Origin of the sequence: Prevotella sp. TCVGH (genome assembly GCF_023522295.1) — a bacterium.
GTDB lineage: Bacteria > Bacteroidota > Bacteroidia > Bacteroidales > Bacteroidaceae > Prevotella > Prevotella timonensis.
Genome location: NZ_QFFX01000063.1, coordinates 1 through 14,706 on the forward strand (window position 1 = coordinate 1; position 14,706 = coordinate 14,706).

Annotated in this window: 12 protein-coding genes; 3 read left to right on the forward strand and 9 right to left on the reverse strand. The window is 45.4% G+C overall.

From position 1 onward, the window contains the following. Positions 1–31: 31 nt before the first annotated feature. The 9 genes from DEM91_RS10300 to DEM91_RS10340 all read right to left on the reverse strand — a co-directional run bounded on the left by DEM91_RS10300 (position 32) and on the right by DEM91_RS10340 (position 9,281). Complete coding sequence (locus DEM91_RS10300) at positions 32–379, reverse strand: hypothetical protein (protein ID WP_249858868.1); 348 nt, start codon at positions 377–379, stop codon at positions 32–34. Continuing rightward, complete coding sequence (locus DEM91_RS10305; RefSeq protein WP_345945838.1) at positions 379–1,947, reverse strand: LTA synthase family protein; 1,569 nt, start codon at positions 1,945–1,947, stop codon at positions 379–381. Before DEM91_RS10305 ends, DEM91_RS10300 begins: the two co-directional genes overlap by 1 nt. 499 nt (positions 1,948–2,446) lie before the next feature. Next, on the reverse strand, positions 2,447–3,529 hold the full coding sequence (locus tag DEM91_RS10310; RefSeq protein ID WP_249858870.1) for an AMP-binding protein: 1,083 nt from the start codon (positions 3,527–3,529) through the stop codon (positions 2,447–2,449). Next, a complete protein-coding gene (locus DEM91_RS10315; protein ID WP_249858871.1) occupies positions 3,526–4,587 on the reverse strand; it encodes an o-succinylbenzoate synthase in 1,062 nt (353 codons plus the stop codon). The genes DEM91_RS10310 and DEM91_RS10315 overlap by 4 nt, the downstream gene beginning before the upstream one ends. A gap of 10 nt (positions 4,588–4,597) precedes the next feature. Beyond that, positions 4,598–5,425, reverse strand: coding sequence for a 1,4-dihydroxy-2-naphthoyl-CoA synthase (menB, locus tag DEM91_RS10320; RefSeq protein ID WP_004349392.1), 828 nt, complete (start codon positions 5,423–5,425; stop codon positions 4,598–4,600). 6 nt (positions 5,426–5,431) lie between these two features. After that, on the reverse strand, positions 5,432–7,144 hold the full coding sequence (gene menD, locus DEM91_RS10325; RefSeq protein ID WP_249858872.1) for a 2-succinyl-5-enolpyruvyl-6-hydroxy-3-cyclohexene-1-carboxylic-acid synthase: 1,713 nt from the start codon (positions 7,142–7,144) through the stop codon (positions 5,432–5,434). Between the two features lie 167 nt (positions 7,145–7,311). Beyond that, on the reverse strand, positions 7,312–8,430 hold the full coding sequence (locus DEM91_RS10330; RefSeq protein WP_249858873.1) for an isochorismate synthase: 1,119 nt from the start codon (positions 8,428–8,430) through the stop codon (positions 7,312–7,314). Beyond that, complete coding sequence (locus tag DEM91_RS10335) at positions 8,423–8,842, reverse strand: PaaI family thioesterase (protein WP_249858874.1); 420 nt, start codon at positions 8,840–8,842, stop codon at positions 8,423–8,425. The genes DEM91_RS10330 and DEM91_RS10335 overlap by 8 nt, the downstream gene beginning before the upstream one ends. Positions 8,843–8,906: 64 nt before the next feature. Continuing rightward, the gene (locus DEM91_RS10340; RefSeq protein WP_249858875.1) at positions 8,907–9,281 is read right to left on the reverse strand and encodes a hypothetical protein; all 375 of its coding nucleotides are present in this window, start codon (positions 9,279–9,281) and stop codon (positions 8,907–8,909) included. A gap of 180 nt (positions 9,282–9,461) precedes the next feature. Between DEM91_RS10340 and DEM91_RS10345 the strand changes: the two genes are divergently transcribed. From DEM91_RS10345 to DEM91_RS10355, 3 genes are all read left to right on the forward strand, one after another. After that, positions 9,462–11,981 carry a ribonucleoside-diphosphate reductase subunit alpha gene (locus DEM91_RS10345; protein WP_249858876.1) on the forward strand — a complete coding sequence of 840 codons (2,520 nt, stop codon included), beginning with the start codon at positions 9,462–9,464 and terminating at the stop codon, positions 11,979–11,981. Positions 11,982–12,077: 96 nt separating this feature from the next. Continuing rightward, positions 12,078–13,121: a ribonucleotide-diphosphate reductase subunit beta gene (locus tag DEM91_RS10350; protein WP_004351072.1), complete on the forward strand. Its 1,044-nt coding sequence runs from the start codon at positions 12,078–12,080 to the stop codon at positions 13,119–13,121. Between the two features lie 12 nt (positions 13,122–13,133). Continuing rightward, a complete protein-coding gene (locus DEM91_RS10355; protein ID WP_249858877.1) occupies positions 13,134–14,357 on the forward strand; it encodes an NAD(P)/FAD-dependent oxidoreductase in 1,224 nt (407 codons plus the stop codon). Positions 14,358–14,706: the final 349 nt, after the last annotated feature.

Genomic DNA, 14,706 nt, shown 5'->3' on the forward strand with positions numbered 1-14,706 from the left:
AACTTCACGCTAAGTGAATGATAATGAACAGTTAATAAATTACAAATATTTTCCAATTATTTGGAAAGCAACATAGAGGATTATCTAAGTTGGCAGGACGAAGTCTGCAAACAGCTTGTCGAATAACAGAAGAACTGGTTTGATCGTTCAAAACCAACAGCAAAATAGTAAGTATAAAGAATACCGAAGCGTCTTTCCAACCAAACTTTTTATACATCAGGTACACCAAAGAAGCGTAAAACGGAATCCATACGAACCGCCCGGTGCAAATTTCCATGAAGTTATCCCAATAGTCTGTATGCCCTCCATTCAGCCAAATGGTTGCCAAGGTATCCCAGTGTACCAACGTATGAATGAGTAAAAGTAAGCTGTCTGTCATTATCTTGTAGCTATATCGTTAAAAATTGTTTGCGTATAAGCTTTGCCTGCCTGCACATATTGTTGCTGTTTATCTCCAAAAGCATGAACGATTTGTTGTCGCTTAAAATCATAGGTCACCCCATGATGCGCATCCATGAGTCCAAACCCATCGTTTATCATAAAGAAAGCAAAATGAGGTGCTGCAGGATTAAACATGTCTTTACTAAATGGTAACGCCTCATGAGCTATGCCCAAGGAGCCTAACAGAGTGGCAGCCAAGTCTTGTTGCGATGCAAATGTGTCAACCTTCTGTGGCTGGCACACTGCCCCACCAGTCCATATCATAGGAATATGGTAGCGTGTAAAAGAAAAATTATCAATGTCTAATGGCCAAGCACCCAAGTGATCGGGCAGCAGAATTACCAAAGAACGGTTCCATTGTGGAGAAGATCTTAAGCATTTAAGAAAATCAGTCACACAACTATCTGTATAAGCAAAGGCATTCAGCACCTTGTCATTAAGTCTATAAAATGGCACATCAAAAGGTTCATGCGAGCTGGAAGTCTGAATAACGCGCAAAATAGGTGTGGAAGTCTTTGTTTGCCGAAGGTCTTTTTTCACCCTTTGAAACAACAAATGGTCTGGTACTCCCCATTTACTTGTACGTTGGCTCACAGGAAAATCAACATCCTCAACAATCTGCAAGAAGCCTTGATTGATGAGAAACGAACGCATATTGGTAAAATCGGCATCGCCACCATAATAATATTGCAAATCCCAACCTGCCTTTTTCAAGAGTTGTGGCATGGATGTAAGGGCGGCAGTCTTCTTGGGATACTTCATTAAGCTTACAGTTGCTGGAGCTGGATAGCCGTACAAGATAGACAACAAACCGCGATCTGTACGAAAACTGTTGGCGTAAAAGTTGGAGAAATATACGCCTTCTTTTTTCAAACGATTAAGTCCGGGAGTAGCGTTGGCAACACTCATCAAGGTATCTGAGAAGCTTTCCAGCACTATCAAATAGATATCGGGGCGTTGTATGGTTAGGAAAGAAGAGGAAACTGTTGAGTCAGCCTCGCTTTTAGAGGACAACATCATCGATACTAATTGATGTGCTTTCTGCTCATCCATCAAGCGATACATCGAAGAAAAACCTTGTTGATGTGTCACACTTTCCATAAAGGAGAATAACGGATTAACAGCGGCATGGTTGAGTCGTTGATGATTCGAGAAATAAGCTTTGCCTGTGTTCATCGTAGACGCCGACCATCCTCCTCGTATAGGTAGAAACAAGGCTGCTACGAAAACGAGAAGAAGCAGCCAATGCAAGATAGAGACAGGCTGACATAGCGTCGTGGAGAAACAACGACCTATGGTTTTGAACAGGGAGTATATAAGAAAAGAAATCCCTATGACTGCTGTCAATCCGAGTAGCAATTGCCAATAGCTAACACTGGCGATTGCATCTTTGGGAGAAGAAACAATATAAAACAGGGGTGTCGCATCCAGTGGGAATTGCCAATAAGGATACAAAGCAATATTAGCCACAAACGACAGCGAAACTAAGACTGCTGCTAATGCCATCCAACATCGATAGATGCTTGAAACAACTCGTTTGACGAACGATGTATGATCTTTATAGAAAGGCAAAGAACTAAGCAATATGAGAAGTCCAGGAACTGCTGTTATATAGCCCGCCAAAGATAAATCTAACGGCAAACCGTGCCAAAGAACTGCAAATAAACTTGATAACTCTTCACCTGTAAATAGCAGAAAGAAAGGCTTTTGTAATACGAAAACGACCACCCATAACACAAAAATTGTGAGTAACCAGCTTATTTTCTTACCAAAAAGGATTTTTGACACCATATAAAAAATATTATTTCCCTGTATATCTGTTCTAACTTCGCACTCATATCACACAAGCTTCAACTGATAAGGACAAAGATAACCATTAGGAATTGAATCAGACAGCAACAGTATGCAAAAGTATAAAGAACTATACGAAGTACAAAATGTTAAAGAAAGATTATGTGATATTAGTTGTACCCATGAACGATTGACCAGCTCCTTACTACGAGGGTTACGCTTCAACCTTATCTAAATCATAGACATGGGTTGCAGGAAAGTTAAACGTCTCCGCCATAAGAAGCGCTTCGGCTCTATTGGGTTTGCCATTGGCAGTCATAGGTATCTTATCTACCGCAATGTATAAACGTGGTTCCCAGTAAGGAGGAAGGGTTCGATGACATATTTTATGGAGGACTCGCAACAAAGCTTGAGGACTTTGGGAAGCTGCTTGTTGTCGAGAATAAGACAGTTCCATTTGAACAAATAGTACAACAATTTCGCCAAATTTAGCATGCTTTCGCTTGGTTATCATATAAGGAAAGGTCAAGAAATTACGCATCAGATTCTCCAACTCCTCTGCATGAACCTTCACACCACCCGTATTTATCACATTATCTTGTCGACCAATGATGCGAAAAGCAAGGACATTTTGACCCTCAGAAGTGCTTGTCAATCGGATTTCTGCAATATCATTCGTCACAATCGGCGTATCACAAAGCTTCGGAGCATCAATAACTAAGCAGTCATCGGCATTCGTTGTTACCTTTATTCCTTGCAAGGGCGTGTACCAACTGGAAGATTGGAGACCGTTCAGTCTGCGTAAGGCAATGTGTGAAAGGGTTTCTGTCATGCCGTAAGTACTCCATACCGCATGAGGGAAGTCGTGCAGTTGGGCTGCCAAGACATCGTCAATGGCCCCTCCACCAATGATAAGATGTTTGATTTGGCGCAATTTTTCCCGTTCTTCGGGTACTTGCAGCGAGTTATATACTTGCAGAGGAACCATGGCGGCAAAGGTAATTGGAACGTCAACCGTTGCCAATGGATGGCCAGAAGGGGCTACCTGTACCAAATGAAGTTGCCTGACCAATGAACGAACCACCATCATCTTGGCGCCAATATAGTCGAGATTCATGCACAACAATGCGGTATCACCAGGCTGTAATGCAAGGAAGTCACAGGTCATCTTGGCACTTTCAATCATTCTGTCCTTCCTTACATTCATCTTCTTCGGTGCGCCTGTCGACCCGCTGGTTTGCACATGGATGGTCTGTGCGTCATTATTCCATTCGCTGATAAATTCTTGATAAGTCATTTCTTACCTCCATTTAATGTCTTTGTAGGCATGAACCACAACTGATCTCCTCTCACTTCCAACGGCATAGGTATATTGTCCGTAAACAAAAGTCCTGTTCCCAAGCCCTGCGGGAAGGTGACATGCGGTCCATAAATCTTTGCGGCAAGTTGTGCAATGGCGTTCAATCCCACATTACTTTCCAAGGCACTGGTGAGCCATGAACCTATGCTTCGTTGTCTTGCTAACGTTATCCATTCTTCAGTTCCATACATGCCACCATGCAACGAAGGCTTCAAAATAATGTATTGTGGGCGTATGGCGTTGAGCAACTCTTCTTTTTCTTGTCGCTGGTTCACACCAATGAGTTCCTCATCGAGTGCGATTGGAATGGGCGACTCACGGCACAAGAGCGCCATTTGCTGCCACTGATGCTGCTTGATGGGTTGCTCTATCGAATGAATGTCATACTTAGCCAACTGTTCCAACTTTGCGAGAGCCTCATCAGGTGCGAAACCTCCATTGGCATCAAGGCGCAACTGAACTTGCTCTGAGGTGAAATGCGAACGGATACCGCGTACCAGTTCCAATTCTTTCTCAAAGTCGATAGCCCCTATTTTCAACTTCACACAGCGAAAACCCTGCTCCAATTTTTCCTGCATCCTATGCGCCATTTCCTCGAATGTACCCATCCACACCAAGCCGTTGATGGTGATTCCCTCTTCTCCTCGTGCGAAAGGGGTATCAAACAAGGCAGCACTTCCGTTTGCATTTATTTGCGCCAACGCCGTTTCCAAGCCAAAGAGCATTGACGGATAAGGTCGCAAACGCTCGTAGTTGATACGCCCTTCGTGCGCCACCTCATTGCACGCTTCGGTTAATATTTGCTCATAATCAGGACAAACTTCACAACTTAAATCTGGCAAGGTGGCACACTCGCCCACCCCTTTGACAGAAGGACGGTCTTCATGCCAAAGAGTTACATAGTAACTCGTGCGTGTTTGGTACACTCCCCGTGAGGTAGTGGCAGGATTTTTGAAGTGCAGTGTGCGCTGACAGATAGAATAACAATATTTCATTTGCGTGGCATTAAGGAAACTGCGGATATTTATCAAAGTCGGGTTTGCGTTTCTCTAAGAACGCTTTTCCACCCTCTTGCGCCTCGTCCATGGTGTAATACAGCATGGTAGCATCGCCAGCCAACTCCTGAATACCAGCCTGTCCGTCCAACTCGGCATTCAGTCCAGCCTTAATCATGCGTAACGCCAAGGGCGAACGCTGCATCATTGTCTCCGCCCATGACACGCATTCATCTTCCAATTCATCAAATGGCACCACCTTGTTCACCATGCCCATTCGCTCTGCCTCGTGTGCCGAGTACTGCTTGCACATGAACCAAATCTCCCTGGCACGCTTCTGTCCCACCATTCGAGCTAAATACGAAGCGCCGAAACCTGCATCAAAAGACCCAACCTTTGGTCCCGTTTGGCCGAAGATGGCATTCTCACTGGCAATCGTCAGGTCACACATGACATGCAACACATGCCCTCCTCCGATAGCATAGCCATTCACCATGGCAATCACAGGTTTGGGTAAGCGCCGAATTTGCATCTGCACGTCCAGCACGTTGAGCCGTGGCACGCCATCTGTTCCTACATATCCGCCTCGTCCCTTCACGTGCATGTCGCCCCCAGAGCAGAACGCTTTGTCTCCCGCTCCTGTGAGAATAACCACACGAATGCCCGCACACTCTCGGCAATAGGCAAAGGCTTGCGACATTTCCCATGTGGTGAGCGGCGTAAAAGCGTTGCGATAACGCTCACGATTGATTGTTATCTTCGCAATTCTGTTATACTCCTCGAAGAGGATTTCCTTAAAGTTGAAGCCGTCAATAGACTTCCATTGTCTTTTTTCCATATCAAATTAAACTTGTTTGTATTCGTTCATTGCCTGTTCATCTTGCTGTTGCGAGGTAAACACCTCAAAGACTACGGGGCGGTCAAAGTTGTCGTTCACAAAGTGATTCATGTGAGTTTCAAGTTCTTCCTCATCGTGTGCCGAAAGGTAAGCCACGTTGTTTTGCTGGCAAATCCCACAAGCCGATGTATGATGTTGGGCAGAAATCAATGTCTGATGAGCCGTACTATCTTTCAAACCTGGCAAACTTTGGAAGATAACCCCACCCCCATTGTTCAGCAACAGCACTCTGAAATTGCCCCCTAAGCTATGCCACAGGGCGTTTTGGTCGTAAAAGAAGCTCAAATCACCGATGACGCAATACACGTTTTGAGTTGTCACCAGCGAGCAACCTGCTGCAGTTGATAAACTTCCGTCAATGCCGTTGACACCCCGATTGCAAAAAACATAATCGCTGGCAAAGTGGTTAACCAACCTAACAGACATGCTGTTGGCGGCATGGAGGATATATCTGCCCTTGTTACTTGCGGTCTCAAAAAGTAATTTTACAGCCTGCAATGAAGAGTAAGGAGGATGGAAACGCTCATTCTGCGCCTGCACTTGTTGAATCAACGTTGCCCACTTTGAACGAAAAACAGACTCAAAAGGCTGTCTTTGTTTTTCTTTTTCCCCACGGACATGCCGCAAGATTACCTCCAAGACATCATTCGGTGCACCCTCAATCACGCCTGTCAAGTTTTGAAAAGTATCATATATCGCCCCTTGCTCATTGACAATCCAAGTCTTGGCAGCTGGAGATTGGCGCAGAAAAGCTTTCAAACGCTTGCTCACCAACGTTCCTCCAAGGTACACCACTACATCAGGTTGATATTGTTCTACCTGCTGCATGCGCGCCAAAACCTTATCTATATGTAGGGGAAAAAGCCCTTCGGTTGGTGAATTGGGATAGCGAGGCGCATCCTCATGACAAGCCATTCCGAGACATTCGTACACAACTACCACATCCGTTGACAACTCGCATAATTGCAAAGCCATGCACCGAGCCTCTTTGTTACTTAACTGTCCCACGACTATCATCGGGCGCTTAGCCGATTGGACATCCGCCAAAAGCGGCTGACAGTGAGCCACATCGGTCGTTGCCGCTATCTGTCGGATACCACGTTCGGTTGGTAACGCTGGTACATTGAACGTAAACAAGGGTTCTGAAATGGGCACATTCAAGTGTACCGGACTGCCACCATGCCGCTGACAACAAAGCAATGCTTCGTTTACCAATCGATTACAGTACCACCGTTCATCATCAGTAGAAGGCTCGGGTAACGAGACTGCCTTGCTGACAAAACGCCCTAAGGCATCCAACTGCGGCAGGGTTTGTCCGTCTTGTTGGTCAATCCACATCGCAGGTCTATCACCCGAAATTACCACCAAAGGCACATGTTGATAATAAGCCTCTGCCGTAGCTGGCAAAAGATTAAGCAACGCCGTACCCGAGGTGACACAAACGGCAACAGGATGCCTTAAGATTTGAGCCATACCCAAGGCATAAAATCCAGCCGACCGCTCGTCTGTCACAGGGTGGCATGTGATGTTGGGGCATACGTTGAGATTATGTACAATGGGTGCATTGCGCGAACCGGGACACACCACAGCGTGTTTTACACCGTGTGCCACTAATAATGCGGTGAGTATGTTTACGTTCTCTTTATCTGAATAGGGCATGGAGGAAGTGTTTAGTTGACAAGTTTACAAGTTGACGAGTTCACGAGTTGATAGTTTTTTAGTTGACAGCTGATAGTTCATGAGTTGATAGTTGACAAGTAGACGAGTTGATAGCATTGCTAATCATAAAGTCCAAAGCTCAATATTCAATGTTCAAAGTTATCAGCTTACAACTCCCCTTCGCTTTGGGGAGGGGTCGGGGGAGAGGCTGTTATTTTCTTCATCGTTTCCATTTTCGCTTCAGTCTCTTCCCACTCCTGTTGCTCTACGCTATCAAGGAGCAGTCCTCCGCCAGCATAGAGACGATAACTATTCTCTAAAATTTGCATACATCGAAGTGAAACATAAAGATGAGTCTCGCCATTTGGATCGAGTAAGCCTGCGAATCCACTATAATAAGAGCGGTCGTCATGCTCGTGCTGAAGGATGAACCGCTGTGCCTTGGTCTTTGGCAGCCCACACACAGCAGGTGTAGGATGCAAAGCCTCAAGTAGAGAGCCCAAGGACTGGGTATCGTGAAGGCTAAACATAAAATCACTGCGCAGATGCACCAAGTCACCTGCCTGAACGGTATAAGGTCCTCGCTGGGTAAGTTGATCGGAGAAAGGCGACAGACATTGTTGGATATAAGTAGCAACCAACTGCTGCTCCTGCTTGTTCTTAGCCGACCAATCATTCATGCCATCGCCATTCACGCATGGCGTACTGGCAGAAGAGCAGTCAGCATCGGGTGCCAATTCTCTCGCTTTCATCGTGCCAGCCAAAGCCATGGTGCGCCACGTCTCCCCATCACCGTCGAGCAACACCTCTGGTGTAGCCATGAGCCATGTGCCAGTCTGGGGCGTTGACACCAACATAATGCAAAGATGAGGATATGTTCGGCACGCCTCCAAAAACAATGTTTCCGCATCCACCAGTGCCGAATGCGGTATTTCTTCACAACGAGCCAACACGATTTTCGCTAACTTTCCGTCTTTGAGCTGTTGATGAAAACAACGGAAAGCCTCGCCATACCGTTCCCTGTCATCACAAGATGAAGCCAAGACCGTCGCTCCGCAGCCATTGCGCAGCCTTGCAAAACAATCGCCCACGCACACCCGTTCTTTCGTTTCAGGATGAAACAACACGACAGGATGCGCCTCGTCTATCTTGAAAGGAGCAAGCACAAAGCCTTCTTTTCCATTCAAATCTGTTAATGAAAAGTAAGTCTCAGGCTCTCCATTCTTTTGGGTAAGTTTTATAAAATGCCTTTTATCGGGCAGCCTATAATACGCAAAACTATTCATTCTGAGACTTGTTCATCACATAATTGATAACTTGCACAGTTGAAATGAGTTCTTCTTGCTCGTTTTTTATCTCGATATGCCATTGGTGTAGCGTTGTTCCTTGATGTTGCAGTCTGCCAAATGCCGTTACCGTTTCGCCTTCCATCACCGTTCGCACATGGTTGCCACTGACGTTGATACCTACACAAATGTTGTCGGGGCATATAGCCATACTGCCTACTCCAGCTAAATTTTCAGCCAAGGCCAAGGTGGCACCGCCACTTAGGAAACCAAATATTTGCTTGTTTTTGTCTGTCACTTTCATTCGCGCCATACAAGTATCTGGCTCGGGAGTGGACACAAACTCCATACCAAGCGTGTTTGACAGTCCGTCGTGACACGCCATCATATCTTTCATTTTTTCTATATCCATGGGTGCAATCGTTTCTTATTTATTCCAAAATTACAAAAAATGATAGAATTGGCAAAATATTAAATTAGGTTTTTAACAAAAATACAGCGCATTTTAGCATTGACACAACTTCTTCTGCTAAAATACGAGAAGCACGCACAAGTTTACTTATCTTTTTGACCACCAATACATTAGAAACAACATTGCAATCACATCCCATAAAATTGCTTATAAAAATCGCCTCTTTCATGCCCAAACTGCCCTTATTTGGTGCAAATAAGCACGCAAAAGCATGGAGATAGTGGGACAAACTCAATGGAGTAACCGCCCTATCCCATTGACATAACAAGATTAAGTGATAGAGACAAGCGAACAAAGCCTTATTTTTGCACCTAAATGGGCAACTTCTTTTTCTATTTTGAGAATTATTTTTGTAAAATAAAACGAATTCGATTAACATATTAAAGAATTATTAACTATACTTTACTTTTAAGGGTAAGCACCAATCAGTAAACCACTTCGCGTTACTCAACTTATTCTTTTGTCTGTAAAAAGTACAAGATATAATTTTTTCTTCCAACGCATTTCATTAACTTTGCAGAAACAACATCACAACTCTTACTTATTATTATAACAACCAATGGATATTACTAAGCGTAACGGCTCTACCGAGCAATATGACAAAGAGAAAATTGCCACGGCCATCAAGAAGAGCTTTATCAGTACGAAACACGAGATAGACGACGCCACCATCTACAAAATGGTACAATCGGTAGAAGATATCGTTTGTACCAACCACATCAAGCAAAATGTGGAGAGCATTCAGGATGAGGTGGAAAAGGCGCTGATGAAAAACGGTTATTACGCCGAAGCAAAGAGTTTTATCCTGTTCAGATGGCAGCGAACCGAGATACGTCGTACCTATAGGCGCATCGCCGAGGATTTGCAAGACGAGCATATCACAGAGGTATTGAAACACATTGCCGCAGACTTTACAGACAAAGAATATAGTATATTGCTGCTCATTGACAAGTATGCCAGCTTCAGCAAAGCGGGCATGACCGCCACCGAACGCATGGATGCGCTTATCAAGGCAGCGGTGGAGCTTACCACACAAGAGGCTCCCGAATGGGAATTCATTGCAGCCCGACTGCTCACTTACCAACTCAACAAACGCATCGCACGCTTTGAAGACAGTGAGGGACTGATGTCTCTGTATGACAAGATGAAGTTCTTGACTGACAGAAATCTTTATGGCGCATATATCTTGCAACAATACAGCAAAGCCGAAATAGAACAAGCGGCGACATTTATGGATGCCAGTCGCAACCACTTGCTCAACTACTCGGGACTGGAACTACTCATCAAACGCTATGTAATTCGTAATTTTGATAACAGTCCCATTGAGAGTGTGCAAGAAATGTTCTTGGGAATAGCCTTGCATTTGGCGATGAACGAACCACAAGACCGCATGATGTGGGTGCAACGCTTTTACAACATGCTGAGCAAGCTACAAGTAACCATGGCAACCCCCACCCTTTCCAATGCGCGCAAACCATTTCACCAACTGTCAAGTTGTTTCATTGATACCGTTCCCGACAGTTTGGAAGGCATCTACCGAAGCATAGACAACTTTGCGCAAGTGAGCAAGTTTGGCGGTGGCATGGGACTCTACTTTGGTAAGGTGCGCGCTGCTGGCGGCAGGATAAGAGGCTTCAAGGGTGCTGCAGGTGGCGTTATTCGCTGGATGAAATTAGTAAACGACACGGCCGTTGCCGTTGACCAGTTAGGTGTTAGACAGGGTGCGGTGGCTGTATATCTGGATGTATGGCATAAGGATTTACCCGAATTCCTACAACTTCGCACCAACAATGGCGATGACAGGATGAAGGCACACGACATTTTTCCCGCCATCTGTTACCCCGATTTGTTTTGGAAAATGGCGGAAGAAAACCTCAACCAAGACTGGTATATGTTCTGTCCCAATGAGGTGATGACCACTAAAGGCTATTGTTTAGAGGACTTCTACGGTGAGGAGTGGGAGAAACGCTATTGGGATTGCGTGCATGACAGCAACATTTCGCGAAGAGTTATGTCTATAAAAGAGATAGTCAGACTTATCCTTAAATCGGCTGTGGAGACGGGTACTCCCTTCACCTTTAACAGAGACACGGTGAACAGGGCCAACCCCAACCACCACAAAGGCATCATTTACTGCTCTAACCTCTGCACGGAAATAGCTCAAAACATGTCGCAGATAGAGGAAGTATCAAACGAGATACGCACCGAAGAGGGCGACACCGTAGTGGTAAGAACCGTGAAACCGGGCGACTTCGTGGTGTGCAACCTTGCCAGTTTGTCGTTGGGACACCTGAAACTGGAAGACGAAACAGAGATGAGAGAGGTGGTGTCAAGTGTGGTAAGAGCCTTGGATAACGTGATAGACCTGAACTTTTACCCTCTTCCTTTCGCAAAAATCACCAACCGTACCTATCGAAGCATCGGCTTGGGCGTGAGTGGTTATCATCATGCACTGGCCATAAGGGGCATCAAATGGGAAAGCGAAGAGCATCTGTCGTTCATAGACAAAGTGTTTGAGCGCATCAATCGTCTGGCCATTGAAGCCAGTTCGGACATTGCAAAGCAAAAGGGAAGCTACAAATACTTTGAGGGTAGCGACTGGCAAACAGGCGAATACTTCACCAAGCGACAATATACATCGCCCCAATGGAAAGCACTTGCCAAGAAAGTAAGCCAGCAGGGCATGCGCAACGCCTACCTCTTAGCCATCGCACCCACCAGCAGTACCAGCATCATCGCAGCCACCACGGCAGGCGTAGACCCCGTGATGAAACGGTTCTTCTTAGAAGAGAAGAAAGGTGCCATGTTGCCTCGAGTTGCTCCAAGCTTATCGGATAAAACCTATTGGGTGTACAAAAGCGCATACCTGATAGACCAATCGTGGAGTATGAGAGCAGCGGGAATAAGACAGAAACACATTGACCAAGCACAAAGTGTCAACCTATACATCACCAATAATTATACCATGCGGCAACTGTTGGGACTGTACACCTTGGCATGGCACTGCGGTGTGAAAACCATCTACTATATCCGAAGCAAATCGTTAGAGGTAGAAGAGTGTGAAAGCTGCGCCTCATAAGGCAGAAACAGATTGATGTGATGGCAAGTTGATGAGGTAAAAAGCAGACTATCAACTTGTAAACTTGTAAACTATCAACTCGTAAACTAAAAAAACATGACACAATTAAAGCGCAATTCGCTATTCAATCCAAACGGAGATACAGACCTACGATTGAGAAGGATGATTGGGGGAAACACCACCAACCTCAATGATTTCAACAACATGAAATACCAATGGGCAAGCGACTGGTACAGGCAAGCCATGAACAACTTTTGGATTCCAGAAGAAATCAACCTCACCCAAGACACAAAAGACTATCCACGACTGGACAAAGCCGAGCGCACAGCCTACGACAAGATATTGAGTTTCTTGGTTTTTCTCGATTCCCTGCAAAGCAACAACCTGCCTTCGCTGTGCGAATACATCACAGCCAACGAGGTAAACCTATGCCTACACATACAGGCTTTTCAAGAGTGTGTGCACAGTCAGAGTTACAGTTACATGCTCGACACGATATGCAGCCCCGAGCAACGCAATGACATTCTGTATCAATGGAAGACAGATGAGCATCTGTTAAGGCGCAACACCTTCATCGGCAACTGCTATAATGAGTTTCATGAAAAGCAAGATTTGTATGCGCTGATGAAGACCTGTATTGCCAATTTCATCTTGGAAGGCATCTACTTTTACAGTGGTTTTATGTTTTTCTACAATCTCAGTCGCAACGGAAAGATGTCTGGGTCGGCGCAAGAGATACGCTACATCAACCGTGACGAGAACACTCACCTGTGGTTGTTCAGAAACATTATCAAAGAATTGAAAAAAGAAGAGCCCGAAATGTTTACGCCCGAAAAGGTGAAAGTGTACGAAGAGATGATGCGAGAGGGCGTTCGTCAGGAGATTGCATGGGGACAATACGTGATTGGAAACGACATTCAAGGACTCAATGCGCAAATGGTGACAGACTACATTCATTATCTGGGCAACCTGCGTTGGCACAGCTTGGGCTTTGATTATCTGTATGAGGACAATCAAAAAGAACCCGAAGACATGAAATGGGTAGCGCAATATTCAGACCCGAACATGGTAAAGACCGACTTCTTTGAGGCGAAAAGTACGGCATACGCTAAGAGTACAGCCATTGAAGACGACCTATAAGCGCGAATAAACATGCTCAGTATTGCCGTTATTGGTGGTGGGGCAGCTGGTTTCATGGCTGCCATCACCGCCAAAAGACAAATGCCGAATGCCAACGTCTGCATCTTTGAGAAAGGGAAAAAGGTGTTGGCGAAAGTGGCTGTGACTGGTGGTGGGCGTTGCAACATCACAAACTCGTTCGCACAAGTAACCGACTTGAAGCAAGTGTACCCACGCGGTGACAAGCTCATGAAACGCTTGTTTAAGGTCTTTGGTTATCAAGATGCGTACCAATGGTTTGAGGATAATGGGGTTAAACTCACCACACAGGCTGACCAATGCGTGTTTCCACAATCACAAACATCACAATCTGTCATTGATTGCTTGGTGGGATTGGCGCATCAATGGGGTGTGGACATCTATACAGAGCATTGTGTAAAGAAGATTACTCCACTGGAAAATGGAGACATCAAGTTGTATTTCGCACGGCAAGAGCTATTGGTTTTTAACCGTGTAGCTATCACAGTAGGAGGAACACCGCATGCGAAACAACTGCAATATCTGTCGGACATAGGACACAAAATAGAACCGCCATGTGCTTCACTGTTTACATTCAGCATTAAAGAGCAACGTCTTACAGAACTAATGGGAACCTGCGTAGACCCCGTCTATCTATCCATTCCCGGCACAAAACTACGAAGTGAAGGCACACTGCTTATCACGCATTGGGGATTGAGCGGACCGTCAACGCTCAAATTGTCGGCTTATGCCGCCCGAATACTCAACGATCGCAACTATCAGTTTGATGTTTCAGTCAACTGGATTCACACCACCAATACTCAAATTGTAGCAGACACACTGCGACAAACTGCCATGGCAAACGCACAAAAGCAACTGCACTCCGTCCGACCTTACATGTTGTCCGCACGCTTGTGGAACTATTTGATTGGGCGAGCAGGATTCTCCGTTCAGCAAAAGTGGAATGAGTTGGGAAGCAAAAGTATCTATAAGTTGACCGAAACTCTCACTAACGACACATACACCGTAGCAGGAAAAGGTACTTGGAAAGAAGAGTTTGTTACCTGTGGCGGTATCAGTTTGAAGAGCATCAACCTTACTACGTTAGAGAGCAAGGCATGTCCAAATCTGTTTTTTGCTGGCGAAGTGGTCGATGTCGACGGCATCACAGGGGGATTTAACCTACAAGCGGCATGGACAATGGGCTATGTCGCAGGACTAAATCTGACAAATGCGTAACATAACCATCAACCACAGCACCTCATTTCTACTAAGAAATAGAAGAACACGAGGATAAACCATCTTGTCAAACCTCCCTTTGAATAAAAGTTCGTTGCGGTAGGTTGCGTTCACTTGCTGGTCAATTCCCGTCGCAGGCCTATCAGTTGACAGCAGCACTAACAGCACATGCAGACTACAGACCACCGCCACAGCGGGCACGACATTCAGCAACGCCGCACCCTACATAACACACGCCGCCACTGGCTGAGTCTTAATTTGCGTCATACCCTAAAATGGGTCAGTCGTAAAACCCAGTTGCACCCCTCCTCTCATGCACATAATTTCATAAGCCTGTAAAGGAAGAAAG

Excerpts from the sequence above, each read along its gene's own strand:
- DEM91_RS10310 (WP_249858870.1), bottom strand. The coding sequence starts at position 3,529 with ATGACTTATCAAGAATTTATCAGCGAATGGAATAATGACGCACAGACC.
- DEM91_RS10340 (WP_249858875.1), bottom strand. The coding sequence starts at position 9,281 with ATGTTAATCGAATTCGTTTTATTTTACAAAAATAATTCTCAAAATAGA.
- DEM91_RS10345 (WP_249858876.1), top strand. The coding sequence starts at position 9,462 with ATGGATATTACTAAGCGTAACGGCTCTACCGAGCAATATGACAAAGAG.
- DEM91_RS10330 (WP_249858873.1), bottom strand. The coding sequence starts at position 8,430 with ATGAATAGTTTTGCGTATTATAGGCTGCCCGATAAAAGGCATTTTATA.
- DEM91_RS10305 (WP_345945838.1), bottom strand. The coding sequence starts at position 1,947 with ATGGCATTAGCAGCAGTCTTAGTTTCGCTGTCGTTTGTGGCTAATATT.
- DEM91_RS10315 (WP_249858871.1), bottom strand. The coding sequence starts at position 4,587 with ATGAAATATTGTTATTCTATCTGTCAGCGCACACTGCACTTCAAAAAT.
- DEM91_RS10335 (WP_249858874.1), bottom strand. The coding sequence starts at position 8,842 with ATGGATATAGAAAAAATGAAAGATATGATGGCGTGTCACGACGGACTG.
- menD (WP_249858872.1), bottom strand. The coding sequence starts at position 7,144 with ATGCCCTATTCAGATAAAGAGAACGTAAACATACTCACCGCATTATTA.
- DEM91_RS10355 (WP_249858877.1), top strand. The coding sequence starts at position 13,134 with ATGCTCAGTATTGCCGTTATTGGTGGTGGGGCAGCTGGTTTCATGGCT.
- DEM91_RS10300 (WP_249858868.1), bottom strand. The coding sequence starts at position 379 with ATGACAGACAGCTTACTTTTACTCATTCATACGTTGGTACACTGGGAT.
- menB (WP_004349392.1), bottom strand. The coding sequence starts at position 5,425 with ATGGAAAAAAGACAATGGAAGTCTATTGACGGCTTCAACTTTAAGGAA.
- DEM91_RS10350 (WP_004351072.1), top strand. The coding sequence starts at position 12,078 with ATGACACAATTAAAGCGCAATTCGCTATTCAATCCAAACGGAGATACA.